Source organism: Pseudomonas sp. GW822-FHT02D10 (assembly GCF_058802345.1).
Window position 1 is genome coordinate 304,005 of record NZ_JBXAOB010000006.1, and the last position, 19,946, is coordinate 323,950.

Below are 19,946 nucleotides of genomic sequence, written 5' to 3' on the forward strand. Positions count from 1 at the left end.
CATGCAGGCACTGGACACGCTGCAACTTGTGCAAATCAATTTCTGGACCGTGGTCGCGGTGATTCTGTTCACCTGCCTGACGCACCGTGATCAATGGATGGCACGTGCCGGTTTCGGAGCCTTGACCGCGCTGTTGTTGATCAATTACGTGGCCTGGCGGATTCGCGACACCTTGCCCGATGGACACGCCGGGTTTGCCTCGGTCTGGGCTTACGCGTTCCTGTTTTTCGAAATGTTGGCGATCGGCTACACGCTGTTTTCGATCATCGTTCTGCTCTGTCGCTCGGATCACCACGCCAGTGCCGATGCCGGGGAGCAACGCTTGCGCGCCCTGGGCCACTCGGTGCCGGCGGTGGATGTGTTCATTGCCACCTACAACGAAGGCCTCGAGATCCTGGAAAAAACCATCATCGCCGCCCAGGCCATCGATTACCCCAACGTGACCATCTGGGTGCTCGACGATACCCGCCGCGACTGGTTGCGCGACTATTGCGCCGAGGTCGGTGTGCAATACGCCCGACGTCCCGACAATTCCCACGCCAAGGCCGGTAACCTGAACAACGGCCTGCGTCTGTCGGCGGCCAGCAGTAATGCGCCGTACATACTGGTGCTCGACGCCGACTTCGCCCCGCAGCAGCCGATCCTGATGCGCACCCTGGGATTGTTCGAAGATCCCAAGGTCGGCCTGGTGCAGACGCCGCAGTTCTATTACAACCCCGATCCGATTCAGCACAACCTCGGTTCATCCAACTGCTGGGTCGATGAGCAGCGAGTGTTCTTCGACGTCTACCAGCCGGCCAAGGATGGTTGGGATACCGCGTTTTGCGTGGGCACTTCGTTTGTCGTGCGGCGTGATCTGATCACTGAAATGGGTGGCTTTCCGACGGGTTCGGTCTGCGAAGACATCTACACCAGCTGCCGTCTGCAGCAAAAAGGCTACGTCACCCGCTGGTTGAATGAGCGACTGTCGATCGGTTTGTCCGCCGAGGGGTTGACCGAGTACATCAATCAGCGTGGGCGCTGGTGCCTGGGGACGATCCAGGTCGCGCTGCTCAAAGAGGGCCCCTTGCGCGGTCGTGGCTACTCACTCAATGAACGGCTGCACTTCGTGCATGGCTTGATGCACTGGTTCTCCAAGCCATTCATCCTGATGATGCTGGTGTCGCCGGTGTTGTATTGGTATTTCGGTATTGCCGGGTTCTACGCCCATCCGGCGGATTTCATGGCCTTCGGCATGCCAGCGTTGATTGCATTCTGGGGCTACGGGACGTGGGTCACTGACCGGCGAACCTTGCCGATTTTTACCGAGGTCACCCAAATCGTCGCCTCACTGGCGGTGACGGCGACGATCATCAGCGCCATGGTCCGGCCGTTCGGGCGACCCTTCAAGGTCACGGCAAAGGGCCTGGATCGTTCACGCACAACGGTCCACTGGAAACTGTTCGGATTCTTTTTTGCGCTGACACTGTTCTCGCAAATAGGCGCTTACATCACCATCAGTAACGCGGCTGCGTTCGACGGCAATATGCTGTTCAACCTGTGCTGGACGGTGGTCGCGCTGATTTACAACCTGGCCACCCTGGTGGCGTGTGTTGACCGGCCGCGCTTGCACGGCGAAGAGCGCTTTCCTTTCGATAAACCCAGTGGATTGCGCTTCGCCGGCAAAACCCTGGCGGGCCAACTGGTGGATATTTCGCTGAGTGGCGCCTCCATTTCCTGTGCCGTCGCGTCATTGATCAAGTCCGGGCTGCGGGGGCAGGTGTGGATCAATAAGCTCGGCTGGCTGGATGTCGAGGTCATGCGTCATCACGGCGAGGACCGTTTGGGCTTGAAGTTCATTGACCTTGACGAAACGCTTCGGCGCCGGCTGATCGCGCGGCTGTTCAGCGAGGCGCCGATCAACGTGGTCGGCAAGGCTGAGCCAGGCTTGGCTTTCGGCACCTTGTTGCGGCGTTCGTTGCTCGGCGAAAAGCGCACGGCACCGCGTTCGCGGCGGCCGGTCAAGGCGCCGTCCTACAGCTCACTGCCTGGATTACGCCCGATCAGCCTCCGTTCGCGTCAGCAACCACTGCCGCAAATCAGCACCTCCCGCTCAGGTCTTTGGGCTTTCCTTCTCACTCCGTTACGAGCCTTGCTCGGCCAACGTTTGTAGGTGCGCCTCATGAACAGACGCTTATCCACCTCATGTTTCATGTCGCTGTTATTGCTCGGCGGTTGTTCTCTGGAACCCAAATACGAGAAACCGGAGGCGCCGATCGATCAGCAATGGCCAGCCAGTTCAGCCAGTGACTGTTGCAGCGCCAAGCAGGCGTTCGACAAGGATTGGCACGGCTTCGTGCTCGATGACCGACTGCGCCAGTTGATCGACCTGTCCTTGAAGAACAATCGCAGCCTGCGTCAGTTCGAGGCGGGCGTCGAGGAGGCCAGGGCAGGGTACGCCGGTGCCGAATCCGGGCTGTTTCCTTCCATTGGGCTCAACACCTACGCCGGCCGCAGCAAGTTTCCGTCACAGGTCAGGACGCAGGGAGGCGGCGTCAGTTCAGGCAGCACGGCCAACACCTTTCAGGCCGGCGGTGGCTTCACGTCTTACGAGTTGGACCTGTTCGGGCGCATCCGCAGTCAGCGAAACGCCGCAGGCGCACGCTTCGAGGCGACCGAGGCGGACTATCAAACGGCTCGCCTGGCGTTGATCGGTGAAGTGGCCAGCACCTGGCTTAGCCTCAAGGCCAATCAGAATCTGCTCGACCTCGCACAAAACACCTACAAGTCCCAGGACCACTACGGTGAGTTGTTGCGCAAGAGCTACAACCTGGGCTCCAGTGCTCAAATCGATGTTCACCAGGCGGATGCGCAGACCAACACGGCGGCGGTTCAGATCAACACGTACCGCATGCAGGTGGCGCAGAACATGAATGCGCTGCAGGTGTTGGTCGGGCAGCCGGTGCCGGTTGGGTTGCTGCCCACTGGCGTGCTGGGGGAGCAGTTGGCAACCGCCGATGTGCCCGCCGGGTTACCGTCGTCACTGATTGCGCGGCGGCCCGACATCATGGCCGCCGAAGCCTTGTTGCGAGCTACCAATGCGGACATCGGCGCAGCCCGCAGCGCTTATTTCCCGACCTTTTCGCTGACGTCGGCGGTGGGTGGCCTGACCGGTGACTTTTCGCGATTGTTGAGTGCGCCGGCCGAGTTCTGGTCGGTGGCTCTGGCGGGGTCGTTGACCCTGATCGACGGCGGTGCGCGAAAGGCGCAGGTGGACGCCAGCCATGCGCGGTTCAACGGGCAGACGGCGGCGTATGAAGCCACGGTGCAGAATGCTTTCCGCGAAGCCGCCAATGCCCTCAACGCCCGCCAGGAGATGCTCACCCAGGTCGACTATCAGAAGCGTCTGGTGGCGGATTATCAAGCAGCCTACCGACAATCCCGATTGCGCTTCGAGGCGGGAATGGACAGCTATTTTTCGACGATGGATGCACAGCGTTCGTTATTCGATGCACAGCAGAAGTTGGCGCAGCTGGAGTTGGCGCGGGAGATCAATCAGGTTGATTTGTACAAGGCGTTGGGCGGGGGGTGGAGTCAGTCGGTGAAAGTGGCGAATCGATGATGTGGGGTGTTTGTGCTGGCCTCATCGCGAGCAAGCTCGCTCCCACAGGTTCAGCGGTGTTCACACAATCGTGATCACACCGCCATTCCAATGTGGGAGCGGGCTTGCTCGCGAAGGCGATTTAGCGGGCGCCGCCGACTACAGCAGCCTGCGCAGTCCGCAACTCATGCCGGTTGCCACGGAACAGCACCAGCGTTGCGATCAAGCCAAGCACCGCAGCGCCGCTCAACCAGATACCCGGTGCTGCCTTGTTGTCCAGCACATGGATCAGGTAGGTACAGGCCGCCGGAGTGAAGCCGCCGAAGGTTGCGGTCGCCAGGCTGTAGGCCAGGGAGAAACCGGTGGTGCGGACTTCAATCGGCATGATTTCGGTCAGGGCCACGACCATTGCGCCGTTGTACGAGCCATAAAGGAACGACAGCCACAACTCGACGATCAGCAGATGGCTGAAGCTCGGGTTGACCACCAGCCAGGACAGCGCCGGGTAGGCGGTCAGGATCGCCAGAATGGTCGCCGCCAGCAGCAGCGGTTTACGACCGATCTTGTCGGACAGCGCACCCATTACCGGCAACCAGAAGAAGTTCGACAGACCAATGCACACCGTCACCAGCAACGCGTCGAAGTCCGACAGATGCAGTTCGGCTTTACCGAAAGTCGGGGTGTACGCGGTGATCAGGTAGAACGACACGGTGGTCATCACCACCAGCGCCATGCCGGCCAGCACGATACCGAAATTCTGACCAATCGAGCGGACGATTTCCTGCAGGGAAGGGCGATGTTTACGCGCCTGGAACTCAGGGGTTTCTTCCAGCGAGCGACGAATGATGAAAATCGCCGGAACGATCATGCAGCCGACCAGGAACGGTACGCGCCAGCCCCAATCACCCATTTGCTCAGGGCTCAGCCAATGGTTGAGGCCCACACCCAGCAAACCGGCAAACACTACCGCTGCTTGTTGGCTGGCGGACTGCCAACTGACGAAAAAGCCCTTGCGGCCAGGCGTCGAAATTTCTGCAAGGTAAACCGACACACCACCCAATTCCACGCCGGCCGAGAAGCCTTGCAGCAAACGGCCGAACAGCACGATCAGCGGCGCAGCGACGCCAAGGGTCGCATAACCCGGCACACAGGCAATCAGCACAGTGCCGGCAGCCATCAGCGCGAGGGTGATGATCAAACCTTTGCGACGGCCGTGACGGTCGATGTAGGCGCCGAGAAAGATCGCACCCAGGGGGCGCATCAGGAAGCCGGCACCGAAGGTGGCCAGCGACAACATCAGGGAAGCGAAAGCACTGTCGGCCGGAAAGAAGGTTTTGGCGATGGCCGTGGCATAAAAGCCGTAGACCATGAAGTCGAACATTTCGAGAAAGTTACCGCTGACAACGCGAAAAATCGCCTTGCCTTTGCCCGTATTCGAGGACATTGGACGCACTCACTTTGGCTGTCTTATTAGAAATCCCTGGTCTTGAAACATCCTCACTGCCGGGTCTGGTCTGTGCCGGTGCCGCGAACAGTTTTGTAACGATATGTGTAACGGGAATGGTAGGCAACCCATAGTTAGTGTGCTGCTTAAACGTTATAGCCATTAGCTAGCTCAATTCCCGGACCTGAGTGAATTAAAACCTGGCGCATGGGCGACGCTGATCGAGTGTGGGAGCGGGCTTGCTCGCGAAGGGGGCGTCGCGGTCAAGCAGGGAAACCGCGTCATCGTTCTTCGCGAGCAGGCCCGCTCCCACACTTCTATCGCATAATGGCTGGCCTTGGCGTTCTGTCAGGGAGTTCATTGGGGGGCGTGGGATTTGTTGAACAGGAAGCTGGGCGGTCTCATTGTGCTGATGGGTGCTCTGTCGGGCTGCGGTAACGGCGATTCCATGGAAAGCATTGGCGGCCCGACTATGGGCAGCACGTATTCGATCAAGTACATCCGCCATCCGGGCATCCCCGGGCCGGTCGAGGTGCAGAAGCAGGTCGAGTTGATTCTGGCCGAGATCGACCGGCAGATGTCGACCTACCGCAGTGACTCCGACATTGAGCGATTTAATGGTTTGCCGGCCAATAGCTGCCAGTCAATGCCGGCGCCGGTCTTGCAGTTGGTCAAGGTTGGCGAGCAACTGTCGGAGGCGAGCGACGGTTCTTACGATTTGACGGTGGAGCCGCTGCTGAACCTTTGGGGATTCGGCCCACAATCGCGTGATGAAAAAGTCCCAGGCGCCGAGGCCTTGGCTCTGACCCGACAACGCGTCGGTTATGCTCATCTGCGGATTGAAGGCGATCAATTGTGCAAAGACGCGCCGGTCGAGGTTGACTTCGGCAGCATTGGCGCCGGGTACGCCATCGACAGGATCGCTGCGAAGTTGCAGGAAATGGGCATCGACAGCTTCATCGCTGATGCCACGGGCGAACTCAAGGCCGTTGGCAAGAAACTCGATGGCTCACCCTGGAAGATTGCGCTGGAGGAACCACGCGATGACCAGCAGGTTGTCGAGCGGGTGATCGTGTTGAACGGCAACGGCGTTTCGACCTCAGGCGACTACCGCAATTATTTCATGCAGGGTGGCCGACGCTATTCCCATACGTTCGATGCCCGAACCGGCGCACCGATCACCCATACCCTGGCGTCCGTCACGGTGATTCATCCTTCGACGCTGATGGCCGATGGCTTATCGACGCTGTTGCTGATTCTCGGCCCCGAACGCGGTTGGGACTACGCCGAAAAGCATGACATCGGTGCATTTTTTGTGATTCGAACCGATACAGGCTTTGTCACGCGAACCAGTCAGGCTTTTGATCGCCTGAACGCCGAAAAAGCCAAGTGAATACGGTGTCATGGACACTCATTGTTGGCGTTGTAGTGCAGGCAAAACTAGCCTACGACGCGACCAAGGGTTAATGTGCGCGGCGTTGACGCTTCTATAGACTGTGTCCGGGTTCTCGACTGACCCCAAATTGTTCCTTCATGCCGCAAGGCCGGCATGATTTAGCCGCAGGTGCCAACGGGGTGCCGCGGCCTGTTCTGAGGAGTACGCATGGCTGTCTACAACTACGACGTGGTGGTGTTGGGTTCCGGCCCGGCGGGAGAAGGCGCGGCAATGAACGCCGCCAAAGCAGGGCGCAAAGTGGCGATGGTCGATAGTCGTCGCCAGGTCGGCGGCAACTGCACCCACCTTGGCACTATCCCGTCCAAGGCCTTGCGTCACTCAGTCCGGCAGATCATGCAGTTCAACACCAACCCGATGTTCCGGGCCATTGGTGAGCCGCGCTGGTTCTCGTTCCCGGACGTACTGAAAAGCGCAGAAAAAGTCATTGCCAAACAAGTCGCCTCGCGCACCGGCTACTACGCCCGTAACCGCGTCGACGTGTTCTTCGGCACCGGCAGCTTCGCTGACGGGCAAACCATCGAAGTGGTTTGCGCCAACGGCGTGGTCGAAACACTGGTGGCCAAACACATCATCATCGCCACCGGCTCGCGTCCGTATCGCCCGGCCGACATCGATTTCCACCACCCGCGTATCTACGATAGCGACACCATCCTCAGCCTCGGCCACACCCCGCGCAAGCTCATCGTTTACGGCGCCGGCGTGATTGGTTGCGAATACGCCTCGATTTTCAGTGGTCTGGGCGTGCTGGTCGAGCTGGTGGATAACCGCGGTCAGTTGCTGAGCTTCCTCGACTCGGAAATCTCCCAGGCGCTGAGCTACCACTTCAGCAACAACAACATCACCGTGCGCCATAACGAAGATTACGATCGCGTTGAAGGCGTGGACAACGGGGTGATCCTGCACCTCAAGTCCGGCAAGAAGATCAAGGCCGACGCCTTGCTCTGGTGCAACGGCCGTACCGGTAATACCGACGCCTTGGGTCTTGAGAACATCGGCGTGAAGGTCAACAGCCGTGGCCAGATCGAAGTTGACCAGAACTATCGCACCTGCATACAGAACATCTACGGTGCAGGCGACGTGATTGGTTGGCCGAGCCTGGCCAGTGCCGCCCACGACCAGGGGCGTTCGGCCGCTGGCAGCATTGTCGATAACAACAGTTGGCGCTTCGTCAACGACGTACCGACCGGGATCTACACCATTCCGGAGATCAGCTCGATCGGCAAGAACGAGCAAGAGCTGACCCAGGCCAAAGTGCCATACGAAGTCGGCAAGGCGTTCTTCAAGGGCATGGCGCGTGCGCAGATCGCCGGCGAGCCGCAAGGCATGCTGAAGATCCTGTTCCACCGCGACACACTGCAAGTGCTCGGCGTGCACTGCTTCGGTTACCAGGCGTCGGAGATCGTTCACATCGGCCAGGCGATCATGAACCAGCCGGGCGAACACAACACGCTGAAGTACTTCGTCAACACCACGTTCAACTACCCGACCATGGCCGAAGCCTATCGGGTAGCGGCCTACGACGGCCTCAACCGGCTTTTTTGAGCGGCTCCGGCCGGTGGCCTGAGCCGGCCGGGGAGACCGATTTCAGCAATTCTCGAGCGTGGCGCTGGCCAAACCGGGAAAGTCTGTAATCAGGCTGTCAACGCCGAAATCAGCGAGCCTGCGCATCAGCGCGGGTTCGTTGACTGTCCATACCGATACATGCAGACCTTGTCGCTGCGCCTTCTGCAGGCGTTCCGGCGTACACAGGGTCCAGTTCAGTGCCAGAATCTCACAGCCATAACTTTGCGCGACCTTCAGCGGGTCGAGCCAGGCGTATTCGGCGACCAGTCCGCGGGACACATCCGGAACCAGATCCACTGCGGCTTTCAGCACTTCGCGCGAGCTCGAGGTGATGGTGACCTTGTCCAGCAAGCCGAACCGTTGCGCCATTTCGCGAATCGCCAGCACCGTCGTCGCTGCGCGCACACGCGAAGCGCTCTTGACCTCCAGCTGCCAGTGCTCGAAATCGCATTTCTCGAACAGCTCCTCCAGGCGTGGAATCGGGCAGGGCTTGATCCAGCCCGGACCACCCTTGCGCGCATCGTAGGTCACCAGCTCCGCCGCCGAATGCTCGACCACCTTGCCGCGACGGTCGGTGGTGCGCTTGAGCGTCGGGTCGTGGATGACCATCAACTCGCCGTCCATGGACAGGTGCAGGTCCAGTTCGCAGCGGCGTACACCGTGATTGAGGCATTCCTGGAAACTGGTCAGGGTGTTTTCCGGTGCTTCGCCTTTGGCGCCGCGGTGGCCGTAGATTAGGGTCACGGTTCTTCCTTAATTAATTGCCTGATTCGTTTTGCTCGCGTGCCAGGCGTCGCTCATGCGCCTGTCTCTGCAAGATATAGCGGGCCAGCAGCTGTCGTTGCGCGTCGGTCAGGGCTTCGAACTCGGTGCCAATCTCGAAGGTGCCGAAGCTCTCCGGTTCACAATGAGTGACTTTGGCCCGCAACAGCAGGCCCAGCGCTTGCGGCATCAACAACAGCTTGACCGCCAGATGGCTGCCGGCCGGGTAGGCGAGGTGGTGCTCGAACTCGATACCGCCTTCCGACAGCACCACGGGCTGCGGCTCACCGAACTTGCCGAGCACGGTTTGTGCCATGACCTGACTCAGCAGGTCGATGCGTTTGTTCTGTGCCTTCAGATAGTTGGCGATGTTTCGATCGCGCTCGCTGATCTGGCGCAGCAGGTGCTGCGACTCGAATTCGCTCAGGTGCAGTTCGCTGAGCAGGTTGAATAGTGGGGAAGCATCCTGCAGCACTTCCTGACCTGCTGCTTCGGGGGCAGACAGGGGCCGAATTTCCAGTGCGATCGTGTCCTCGATACGGTAGTATTCGCGGCGATCTTCTTCATCTAATGTCGACATGGCGAACCCATGGTAGCGGCGGTGGTCTGAGTGTAAAGCTGGTTATCGACCCCCGCCACAAGGACGTTCCTTTTCCCTCCGAACAAGCCCCGACATGTTCAGACCTCTCTTCGTATTTATCGGCACGCGTTATACCCGTGCAAAGCGTCGCAATCATTTTGTGTCATTCATTTCCCTGACCTCGATGATCGGACTCGCCCTCGGCGTGGTCGTGATGATCGTGGTGTTGTCGGTGATGAACGGCTTCGATCATGAGATGCGCACCCGCGTGCTGGGCATGGTGCCCCACGCGACCATCGAGTCCGGTGAGCCCATCAGCGACTGGCAAAGCCTGGCCGCCAAGGTCCAGCAGAACCCGCAGGTGCTGGCGGTTGCGCCGTTCACCCAGATGCAGGGCTTGCTGACCAACAACGGTCAGGTGCAGAAAGTCCTGCTCAATGCCGTCGACCCGGCTCAGGAGCGCAAAGTCTCGATCATCGACAACTTCATGACACAGGGCAAACTCGACGACTTGTCGCCGGGCAGCTTCGGCATCGTGATCGGTGACAAGGCTGCGACCAAACTCGGCGTGGGTCTCGGCGACAAGCTGACCTTCGTCGCCCCGGAGGTCACTGTGACCCCGGCCGGGATGTTCCCGCGGATGAAGCGCTTCACTGTGGTCGGCATGTTCCATGTCGGCGCCGGTGAGCTGGACGGTTACCTGGGCCTGACCAACCTCGATGACCTGGCGCGCCTGCACCGCTGGAAGCCGGACCAGGTCCAGGGCTTGCGGCTGAAGTTCGACGACTTGTTCCAGGCACCGCGTACCGCATGGAACATCTCCCAAAACCTGGGTGGAGACCATTACTACGCGCGAGACTGGACCCGCACCCACGGCAACCTGTATCAGGCGATCCGCATGGAAAAAGCCATGATCGGCTTGCTGTTGCTGCTGATCGTTGCGGTGGCCGCGTTCAACATCATTTCCACGCTGGTGATGGTGGTGAACGACAAGAAAGGCGACATCGCGATCCTGCGGACCCTCGGTTCCACACCGGGCCAGATCATGGCGATCTTCATGGTCCAGGGCACGGTGATCGGCGTGGTCGGCACGGCGATCGGTGCCGTGGTCGGGATGTTCGCCGCGTTGAATGTCAGCGCCGCGATTTCCGTCCTCGAAGGCCTGATCGGGCACAAATTCCTTAACGCCGATGTGTACTTCATCGACTACCTGCCGTCGCAACTGATGGCTGAAGACGTGTTGATGGTCTGCGGCGCGGCGTTGGTCCTGAGTTTCCTCGCCACCCTTTATCCAGCCTGGCGTGCTGCGCGCACCCAGCCTGCGGAGGCGCTACGTTATGAGTGATTTGGGTATGAGTACTAAAGCAGTCTTGAGTTGCCGCGATCTGGGTAAATCCTACGAGGAAGGCCCGGAATCGGTGGTGGTGTTGTCCGGTTTGCAGCTGGAGCTGCATCCGGGTGAGCGCGTGGCGATTGTCGGCACCTCCGGTTCCGGTAAAAGTACCTTGCTCAACCTGCTCGGCGGCCTCGATACGCCGACCAAAGGCAGCGTCTGGCTGGCCGGTGAAGAGCTGTCGGCGCTCAACGAAAAGGCCCGCGGCCTGCTGCGTAACCGCTCGCTGGGCTTCGTTTACCAGTTCCACCACTTGCTGCCCGAGTTCACCGCGCTGGAAAACGTCTGCATGCCGCTGTTGATCGGCCGCACCGCGATCCCGGAAGCCCGTCAGCGCGCCACGGCCTTGCTGGAGCGGGTAGGGCTGGGCCATCGTCTGGAACACAAACCGGCCGAACTGTCGGGTGGCGAGCGTCAGCGCGTGGCCATCGCCCGCGCGCTGGTGAACAAGCCGGGGCTGGTGATGCTCGATGAGCCGACCGGCAACCTCGACTCCCACACCGCCCAGGGCATTCAGGACTTGATGCTGGAACTCAGCACCTCGATGCGCACCGCGTTCCTGGTGGTGACTCACGACATGAACCTGGCTCGCCAGATGGATCGCGTCCTGCACTTGCAGGAAGGTCGCCTGACGCCCATCTGATTGGCCGAAACCCGGCACGACTGAAAAGCGTGTCGGGTCTTTTATTTTTATACGGTGCCCCAGCGAATGTTCAGACCGTTATCGATCTTTATCGGCACGCGCTATACCCGCGCCAAGCGCCGCAATCGCTTTGTTTCGTTCATCTCGATGACCTCGATGATCGGCCTCGCCCTGGGCGTGCTGGCGATGATCGTGGTGCTGTCGGTAATGAACGGCTTCCAGCGCGAAATGAGCTCGCGCATCCTCGGCATGGTGCCCCACGCGACCATCGTTGGCGTCAAGCCGATCGACGATTGGCAGCCTGTCGCGACCGCTGCCATGAAGAATCCGCAAGTGACGGCTGCCGTGCCGTTCACCGAGATGGAAGGCATGCTGTCGTACAAGGGTTCGATGCAGCCGATCCAGATCAGCGGTGTTGATCCGGCGCAGGAAGGCAAGGTGTCCATCGTCGCCCAGCACATTGTGCAGGGTCGTCTGGAGGACCTGAAGCCGGGTGAGTTCGGGGTGGTGGTCGGTGAAATTACCGCACGCCGTTTCCGCTTGAACGTCGGCGATAAAATCACCCTGATCGTGCCTGAAGTCAGCACCGCACCGGGTGGCATCACGCCGCGCATGCAGCGGCTGAATGTGGTCGGTGTGTTCAAGGTCGGCGCCGAGCTCGACGGCTCGATGGCGCTGATCCACGTCGCCGATGCGGCGCAAATGCAGCATTGGGAACCGAATCAGGTGCAAAGCGTGCGCCTGGCGGTGAAAGACCTGTACGCCGCACCCAAGGTGTCGTCAGACATCGCTGGCGGCCTGGGCGCCGACTTCAAGGCCGACGACTGGACTCACACCCAGGGCAGCCTGTTCAGCGCCATGAAAATGGAAAAAACCATGATCGGCCTGTTGCTGCTGATGATCGTGGCGGTGGCTGCGTTCAACATCATCGCCACCTTGATCATGGTGGTGAACGACAAGGGCGCGGACATCGCGATCCTGCGGACCATCGGCGCCACGCCTCGGCAGATCATGGCGATCTTCATGGTGCAGGGCACGGTGATCGGCGTCGTCGGCACGCTGATTGGCGGCGTCCTCGGGGTGATCGCCGCGTTGAACGTGAGTGAGCTGGTGGGCTGGCTCGAGCGTGTGACCGGTCAGCATATCTTCAGTTCCGACGTGTACTTCGTCAGCAACTTGCCATCGGAGCTGCAGGGCGGTGATGTGCTGCTGATCTGCTCGGCGGGCTTCATTATGAGCTTCCTGGCCACGGTATACCCGGCCTGGCGCGCAGCGAAGATCGAGCCTGCGACCGCGTTGCGCTATTCGTAATCGTCAACACGCCCTGTGCGCAGGCGCGGGTTTACCCGCGTCGGCACCGGTATCTACCTCTCTCAGCTCAGTTCAAGCCAGATCGGCGCATGGTCCGAGGGTTTTTCCATGCCGCGCAGCTCGTAGTCAACCCCGGCCGCCTTGACCCGTGGCAGCAGCCCTTGGGACGCCATGATCAAGTCGATGCGCAGGCCGCGCTTGGGCTCATCTTCAAAACCACGGCTGCGGTAGTCGAACCAGCTGAAGCGGTCGGTCACGTCCGGGTTCAGGTGACGGAAGCTGTCCACCAGGCCCCAGTTCTTCAAGCGGGCCATCCACTCGCGCTCTTCCGGCAAGAAGCTGCATTTGCCGGTTTTCAGCCAGCGCTTCATGTTGTCCGGGCCGATGCCGATGTCGCAGTCTTCCGGGGAAATGTTCACGTCGCCCATCACCACCAGTGGCTGGTCATTGCTGAACCGGGTTTCGAGCAGCGTCTGCAAGTCGTTGTAGAAGCGCTCTTTGGCCGGGAACTTGGTCGGGTGGTCGCGGTTTTCACCTTGTGGGAAATAGCCGTTCATGATGGTCACCGGCACGCCGTTGGCGTCGGCGAATGTGCCCCAGATGAAGCGGCGCTGGGCGTCTTCCTCATCGCTGGCAAAGCCTTTGTGCAGCGCGAGTGGCTCCTGACGCGATAGCAGGGCGACGCCGTAATGACCTTTTTGGCCGTGGTAATGCACGTGATAGCCCAGCGCCTGAACTTCGGCGAGCGGGAACTGGTCGTCGTGCACCTTGGTTTCCTGCAAACCGATGACGTCCGGCTGGTGCTTCTCGATCAGTGCCGCCAGCTGATGGGGGCGCGCGCGCAGGCCATTGATGTTGAACGAGACGATCTTCATGGTCGGCAGTCCTGGCAAAACTGCGATGCTAGCTGACATGTAGGACGGGGGCCAGCGTGGCGGTAGGTCAGATGCACTGCTAATGTCCTTTAGTGTGGGAACGATCACCGCTGTAGCGGGTTCGTACTTATAAGAACGGGGCCATTTGAGTCTCGCCCAGGGGAGATAAGCCGTCATGCCTGAAACCTCTAACGCAATTGCCGACGTTCATCGGCTCGACAGTGGCTATTCGCACGAAGCACGCTCCTTGCTGTACCACGCCTATCGACATGAGCCGACCTTCAAGTTCCTGTTCGAGGCCGAGCGCCCTGGCTATGAACACCGGATCCGGGCCACGGTACGCGAACTGGTCGAACAGCATTTTGTGCAGGAATTGCCGGCGATCGGTCTGCTGGTCAATGACCGGCTGATCGGCATTGCGCTGATCGCGCCGCCGCAACGTCGCCTGGGCATCACCGAGAGTTGGGCCTGGCGCTTGCGGATGGTGCTCAGCACCGGATTGCGTTGCACCCGACGTTATCTGGAGTATCACGCGGCGGTGGCGGCCTGCCTGCCATCGGACTCGGTGCATGTTCTGCCGTTGCTGGGGATTCATCCGGAATTTCAGGGCCAGCACTTTGGCGAGCAGTTGCTCGAAGCCGTGCATAACTGGTGCGCCGTCGATGAGCGTTCCCAAGGCGTGGTACTCGACACGGGAAATCCGCGTTATCTGGAGTTCTATAAGCGTCAGGGTTATGAGGAGATTGGCGAGGTCGCTGTAGGGCCTGTTCTCGAACACGTGTTTTTCCATGCCAATCCGCAGGTGCTGCACAGCGCAACCGGCTGAGGTCGAACTTTTGTTCAGATTGTTCGCCCTATCACGCTCCCACGCTCGTGATAGCATCCGCGCCTATGAAGTTTCCAGGAAGAATTACCAGCGGCGTGCTCGTGTTGTTCAGCAGCGTAGCGGCCCTGGCGCAAAGTGAATTGGACGTCAGGATCAAACCGTCCAACGATGAACTGAAGGCCAATATAGAGGGCTATATCGGCGGCGTCGGCGATCGCGATGAAGAAGCCTTGTTGCGCTTTCGTCGTGGCGCCGAAGAACAAGCCCGCAAGGCCGCTCAGGCCTTGGGTTATTACCAGCCCCATATAGAAAGCGAAGTCAAAAACGGCAAGTCGCCACGGTTGGTGTTGAACATCGACCCCGGCGAGCCGGTACATTTGCGCAACGTGACCATTCGTGTCGATGGCCCGGCTGCCGCCCTCAAATCCTTTCGTGTGCCCAAGAGCGACCTGCTCACATCCGGTGCTGTGCTCAATCACGGCCATTATGAGGACGCCAAGCGGCTGATCCAGAATCAGGCTTCGCGCTTCGGCTTTTTCAGTGGACGCTTTACCCGCCAGAAATTGTTGGTCGACCCTCGGGCCGGTGTCGCAGACATCGAGCTGATTTACGACAGCGGCCCGCGTTATGCCTTGGGCAAGGTCAGTTTTACCGGCGATACCCCGTTCGACGACGACCTGCTGCAACGCATGGTGCCGTTCAAGAGCGGCGCCCCGTATGACTCCGAACTGATCGCCGAACTCAATCAGGCGCTGCAATCGAGCGGCTATTTCGACGCGGTGCGGGTGGATGCGGCGCCAACCGCTGCGGCCAACGATGTGATTCCGGTGGCGGTCAAACTCGACATGCGCAAGCCGCGCACCATGGGCCTGGGGCTGGGCTTCTCCACTGACGTCGGGCCGCGGGTCAAGGCCAACTGGACCCGGCACTGGGTCAACGCCGAAGGTCACAGTTATGGCTGGGAAGCGGAAGTCTCGGCACCACGGCAGAACGTCGGTCTCTGGTACGACGTGCCACTGGATCCGCCGCTCACCGACAAACTGCGCTTTGCCGGTGGTTATCAATATGAAGAGCTGGCCAACACAGACAGCCTGAGCAAGCTGCTGACCCTCGGCCCTGAATGGCACAGCAAGTTGCCCAGCGGCTGGCAACGGGTGATTTCGTTGAAATGGCAGCGTGAGGAATATCGCCTCGGCGACGATTCGGGCCTGAGTACCTTGCTGATGCCGGGCATCAGTTATTCCTATCTGCGCAGCGACAACCGCATCGACCCGCACAACGGTTATCACCTGCAATTCGAGAGCAAGGTGGCCAAGGAAGGGTTGGGTTCGGACACCAACGTGGTGTATGGCACCGCATTGATCAAAGGCATCACCACGGTGTGGGACAACCATCGGTTCCTCGCTCGCGCGCAGTTCGGTGGTAGTGCCACCAATGGCTATCGAACCATTCCGCCGTCATTGCGCTTCTTCGCCGGTGGCGATCAGAGCGTGCGCGGTTACGACTATCAGAGTTTGTCCCCGGAAAACTCCGCCGGCGACCGCGTGGGTGGGCGTTACATGGTGGCCGGCAGTGTCGAGTATCAATACTCCATTGCCGAAAAATGGCGGATCGCAACCTTCGTCGATCAGGGCAACTCGTTTAACACGCTGGAGCTGCCGAGCCTCAAGACCGGGGTCGGTATCGGCGTGCGCTGGGTTTCGCCGGTCGGGCCGATCCGCCTCGACCTGGCCCATGCGCTGGATGATCCCGGGGGTATTCGTTTGCACTTTTCCATGGGGCCTGAGCTGTGAAGCGTGGTTTGAAAATAGCGCTGGTGGCGATGCTCTCGCTGGTGGCGTTGCTGTTGCTGAGCATCGGCGCCTTGCTCGGTACACAAGCGGGCAGCCGTTGGACGCTGGGCCAGATGCCAGGTTTGAGCGTGGAGAATTTCCAGGGTCGTCTGGGCGGCCAATGGAGTGCCAATCATCTGCTCTGGCAGCAGGCGGGCAGTCGGGTTGAGCTGGACAAACTGGTGTTTGCCTGGTCGCCACTGTGTCTGCTGCGCATGACCCTGTGTATCGAGCAATTGAAGGCTCAGCAGGTCATTCTGCAATTTGCCCCGAGCAGCGAAGCCAGCAGCGGGCCGATCAGCCTGCCCGAGCTGAAGCTACCAGTGGCAATCCAGTTGGGCGAGGTGCAAATCGGTAGCCTGTTGCTCAACGGCAGCGAGCAGCTCAAAGACCTGCAACTGGCTGCACACTGGACAGCCAAGGGTTTGCAGATCGATTCCGTGCACCTGCAACGCGATGACCTCAGCCTGGATTTGTCCGGGCTGCTGCAACCGACCGGCAACTGGCCGCTCAGCGCCGAAGGCCAGCTGACGCTGCCGGCGCCGGGTAAAGCACCCTGGGCGCTGGCGCTGAAGATCGACGGCGATTTGCTGAAAACCCTGAACCTCAAGGCTGACAGCAGCGGCTATCTGCAAGGCCAACTGACGGGTGAGCTGCAACCGCTGGTGGAGAACCTGCCGGCCAAGGTGCGGATTACCGCCGATGGCTTCAAGGCCAGTGCGGATTTGCCGGACACCTTGCAGCTCAATCAGCTGGAACTGACCGGCAACGGTGATCTGAAAAACGGTTACCAGTTGCTCGGCAAAGCGACGTTACCGGCCGAGCAGGGCCCGGTCGCTTTGCTACTGCAAGGCAAGGTTGACGCGAAGGGCGCGCAGATCGCCGGGCTTGATCTGAGCGCCAGCGACACGCAAAGCCTGAAGTTGAGCGGGCAACTCGATTGGTCCGAGGGCTTGAGTGCCGAGGCGAAAATCGATTGGCTGGATTTTCCGTGGCATCGGCTGTACCCGTTGTTCGACGAACCTCAGGTGGCATTGCGCAGCTTCAATGGTGAAGTGTCCTATCGCGATGGTAACTATCTGGGCAACTTCAAGGCTGCGCTGGATGGCCCGGCCGGAGCGTTCAGCTTGAGCAGCCCGTTCAGCGGCGACCTGACAAAAATCTTTCTGCCGGAATTCAAACTGGCTGCCGGGCAGGGCAAGGCCGAAGGGCATTTGAACCTGCAGTTCGCCGATGGCATCGCCTGGGACACCGCGCTGGAGCTGTCGGCGATCAACCCGGCGTACTGGCTGGCAGAGTTGCCGGGAACTCTGGCCGGCCCTTTGCACAGCAAGGGCGAAATGAGAAATGAACAACTGAACCTCAACGCCGACCTCGACCTCAAGGGCAAGCTGCGCGGTCAGCCGGCAGTCCTGCAAGCCAAGGCCGACGGCGCGGGCGAGCGCTGGAACCTGAGCGCGCTGCACATCCGTCTGGGCGACAACCGCATCGACGGTAGCGGCAGCCTGCAACAGAAACTCGCCGGCCAGATCGACATCAAGGCACCGCGTCTGGGTCAGCTCTGGCCGCAGTTGCGCGGTCAGCTTAACGGTCGGGTCGACGTCGCCGGTAGCCTCAAGGCACCGCAAGGCAAACTCAGCCTGCAAGGTGTGCAACTGGCATTCGACGATAATCGCCTGCAAAGCCTGAACATCGACGTCAGTCTCGACAGCGCGCAACGGGCGAAGATCGACCTCAAGGGCAGCGGTATTCAGGCCGGCGACAGCCAGCTGGGCACGCTGACCGCCAGCGGCCAGGGCGACATCAAGAGCCAGAAGCTGCAACTGGACCTGCAAGGTCCATTGCTGAAACTGGCGTTGGGGCTGGACGGCAATCTGGATAAAGGCAATTGGCGCGGACGCTTGGCCAGTGGCGACCTACAGGCTGGCGGTCAGGATTGGAAGTTGCAAAATCCGGCAAAAATCGAACGCCTGGCCGACGGCAAGCTGACCTTCGGCGCCCATTGCTGGATGTCCGGGCCGGCCAGCCTGTGCGGCGAAGACCAGCGGCTGATGCCCGAGCCGAAACTGCGTTACCACCTCAAGCAGTTCCCGATCGACAGCCTCGCGCAATGGCTGCCGAAAGACTTCGCCTGGCAGGGCAAGCTCAATGCCGACCTGCAGCTCGACTTGCCGGCCAGTGGCCCGAAAGGCCAGATCATGATCGACGCCAGCGGCGGAACACTGCGGATGAAGGAAAAGGATCAGTGGCTGGATTTCCCTTACCAGACGCTGAAACTGACCAGCACCCTCAACCCGAAACGCATCGACACGCAGCTCGACTTCGTCGGCGGCAAGTTGGGCGAGCTGATGGTCCAGGCGCAGATCAATCCATTACCCAAGAGCAAACCGCTGAACGGCTCGTTCCGTCTGAGCGGTCTGGATCTGTCCGTGGCGCGACCGTTCGTGCCGATGGTCGAGAAACTGACCGGGCGCTTGAATGGCAGCGGCAGTTTGTCTGGCGGGCTGCTGGCGCCGCAGGTCAATGGCAACCTGACCCTCAGCGACGGTGAAATCTCTGGACCGCAACTGCCGACGCGTTTCGAGGCGTTGCAGCTTCAGGCGCAGATTGCCGGCGAGAGCGTGCAGCTCAATGGCGGCTGGAAAAGCGGCAAGGCCGGGCAGGGTAGCTTGAGCGGGCATGTTGCCTGGGGCCAGGCGTTGGTGGTGGATCTGAGCCTTAAAGGCACGCAACTGCCGGTGACGGTCGAGCCGTACGCCGCGCTGGAAGTAGCGCCGGACCTGAACATCTCGATCAACAACGACAAACTGGCGATTGTCGGCAAGGTGCAGGTGCCCAAGGGCGAGATCACCGTGCGTGAGTTGCCGCCGTCGACGGTCAAGGTGTCCGATGACACGGTGATCGTCGGCCACCAGACCGAAGAGGGTAAACCGCCGATGGCCATGGCGATGGACATCGATGTGGTGGTGGGCGAGGACAAACTCAGCTTTGCCGGTTTCGGTCTGACGGCGAACCTGCAAGGTCATGTGCACATCGGCGACAACATGGACACCCGCGGCGAGCTCTGGCTCAACGATGGCCGTTATCGCGCCTATGGCCAGCGCTTGACAGTACGGCGTGCGCGGCTGTTGTTCGCCGGTCCCATCGATCAGCCATACCTGGACATCGAGGCGGTGCGCCAGACGGACGACGTGATCGCCGGTATTCGCCTGAGCGGCAGCGCCGAGCAGCCGACCACGCAGATCTTCTCGGAACCGGCGATGAGCCAGGAACAGGCATTGTCCTATCTGGTGCTCGGGCGTCCGCTGAGCAGCAACGGCGAAGACAACAACATGCTGGCTCAAGCCGCACTGGGGTTGGGTTTGATGGGCAGTTCCGATCTGACCGGCAGTTTGGCCAAGGATTTGGGCATTCAAGACTTCCAGCTCGACACTCACGGCAGCGGCGCCACCACCAGCGTGGTGGCCAGCGGCAACCTTTCCGAGAAACTCAGTTTGCGTTATGGCGTCGGCGTATTCGAGCCGGCCAACACCATCGCGCTGCGCTACAAACTGAGCAAAATGGTCTACCTGGAAGCCGCCAGCGGCGTCGCCAGTTCGCTGGATATCTTCTACAAGCGGGATTTCTAACCCCCGTCCTTCCAAATACACCGAGTCGCTCCAATCGCGAGCAGGCTCGCTC

14 protein-coding genes are annotated in these 19,946 nt (G+C 60.4%); 10 read left to right on the top strand and 4 right to left on the bottom strand.

The features are described 5' to 3' along the window. Position 1: 1 nt before the first annotated feature. Entirely contained in the window at positions 2-2,152 is a 2,151-nt protein-coding gene (locus AC1RPZ_RS12945) for a glycosyltransferase family 2 protein (protein ID WP_493137416.1), read from the top strand. 9 nt (positions 2,153-2,161) lie between these two features. Next, positions 2,162-3,601, top strand: a complete 1,440-nt coding sequence (locus tag AC1RPZ_RS12950) for an efflux transporter outer membrane subunit (protein WP_493137418.1) — start codon at positions 2,162-2,164, stop codon at positions 3,599-3,601. 121 nt (positions 3,602-3,722) lie between these two features. Here the strand turns inward: AC1RPZ_RS12950 and AC1RPZ_RS12955 are convergent, their stop codons facing one another. Then, positions 3,723-5,024, bottom strand: a complete 1,302-nt coding sequence (locus AC1RPZ_RS12955; RefSeq protein WP_493137419.1) for an MFS transporter — start codon at positions 5,022-5,024, stop codon at positions 3,723-3,725. Positions 5,025-5,436: 412 nt separating this feature from the next. Between AC1RPZ_RS12955 and AC1RPZ_RS12960 the strand changes: the two genes are divergently transcribed. Both AC1RPZ_RS12960 and sthA read left to right on the top strand, forming a co-directional pair. Further along, positions 5,437-6,417, top strand: a complete 981-nt coding sequence (locus tag AC1RPZ_RS12960; RefSeq protein WP_493137483.1) for an FAD:protein FMN transferase — start codon at positions 5,437-5,439, stop codon at positions 6,415-6,417. 210 nt (positions 6,418-6,627) lie between these two features. After that, entirely contained in the window at positions 6,628-8,022 is a 1,395-nt protein-coding gene (sthA, locus tag AC1RPZ_RS12965) for a Si-specific NAD(P)(+) transhydrogenase (RefSeq protein ID WP_493137420.1), read from the top strand. A gap of 42 nt (positions 8,023-8,064) precedes the next feature. On the opposite strand, the gene AC1RPZ_RS12970 is transcribed toward sthA, so the two are convergent. Together AC1RPZ_RS12970 and AC1RPZ_RS12975 are read right to left on the bottom strand one after the other, a co-directional pair. Next, complete coding sequence (locus AC1RPZ_RS12970; RefSeq protein ID WP_493137422.1) at positions 8,065-8,787, bottom strand: glycerophosphodiester phosphodiesterase; 723 nt, start codon at positions 8,785-8,787, stop codon at positions 8,065-8,067. A 13-nt stretch (positions 8,788-8,800) separates the two neighbouring features. Continuing rightward, a complete protein-coding gene (locus tag AC1RPZ_RS12975; protein ID WP_493137423.1) occupies positions 8,801-9,385 on the bottom strand; it encodes a PilZ domain-containing protein in 585 nt (194 codons plus the stop codon). A gap of 94 nt (positions 9,386-9,479) precedes the next feature. Here AC1RPZ_RS12975 and AC1RPZ_RS12980 point away from each other — a divergent pair, with 94 nt between their 5' ends. The 3 genes from AC1RPZ_RS12980 to AC1RPZ_RS12990 all read left to right on the top strand — a co-directional run bounded on the left by AC1RPZ_RS12980 (position 9,480) and on the right by AC1RPZ_RS12990 (position 12,732). Beyond that, the gene (locus AC1RPZ_RS12980; RefSeq protein ID WP_493137424.1) at positions 9,480-10,730 is read left to right on the top strand and encodes a lipoprotein-releasing ABC transporter permease subunit; all 1,251 of its coding nucleotides are present in this window, start codon (positions 9,480-9,482) and stop codon (positions 10,728-10,730) included. A 7-nt stretch (positions 10,731-10,737) separates the two neighbouring features. Then, the gene (gene lolD / locus AC1RPZ_RS12985; protein WP_167368529.1) at positions 10,738-11,421 is read left to right on the top strand and encodes a lipoprotein-releasing ABC transporter ATP-binding protein LolD; all 684 of its coding nucleotides are present in this window, start codon (positions 10,738-10,740) and stop codon (positions 11,419-11,421) included. Between the two features lie 66 nt (positions 11,422-11,487). Further along, a complete protein-coding gene (locus tag AC1RPZ_RS12990; protein ID WP_493137425.1) occupies positions 11,488-12,732 on the top strand; it encodes a lipoprotein-releasing ABC transporter permease subunit in 1,245 nt (414 codons plus the stop codon). A 62-nt stretch (positions 12,733-12,794) separates the two neighbouring features. Here AC1RPZ_RS12990 and xthA read toward each other — a convergent pair whose 3' ends face one another. Beyond that, entirely contained in the window at positions 12,795-13,607 is an 813-nt protein-coding gene (gene xthA, locus AC1RPZ_RS12995; protein WP_493137426.1) for an exodeoxyribonuclease III, read from the bottom strand. A 175-nt stretch (positions 13,608-13,782) separates the two neighbouring features. On the opposite strand from xthA, the gene AC1RPZ_RS13000 reads away from it, so the two are divergent. From AC1RPZ_RS13000 to AC1RPZ_RS13010, 3 genes are all read left to right on the top strand, one after another. After that, positions 13,783-14,433, top strand: a complete 651-nt coding sequence (locus AC1RPZ_RS13000; protein WP_493137427.1) for a GNAT family N-acetyltransferase — start codon at positions 13,783-13,785, stop codon at positions 14,431-14,433. 65 nt (positions 14,434-14,498) lie between these two features. Continuing rightward, positions 14,499-16,226: an autotransporter assembly complex protein TamA gene (locus AC1RPZ_RS13005; protein ID WP_493137428.1), complete on the top strand. Its 1,728-nt coding sequence runs from the start codon at positions 14,499-14,501 to the stop codon at positions 16,224-16,226. Then, a complete protein-coding gene (locus AC1RPZ_RS13010) occupies positions 16,223-19,894 on the top strand; it encodes a translocation/assembly module TamB domain-containing protein (RefSeq protein ID WP_493137430.1) in 3,672 nt (1,223 codons plus the stop codon). The genes AC1RPZ_RS13005 and AC1RPZ_RS13010 overlap by 4 nt, the downstream gene beginning before the upstream one ends. The last annotated feature ends 52 nt before the right edge of the window (positions 19,895-19,946 follow it).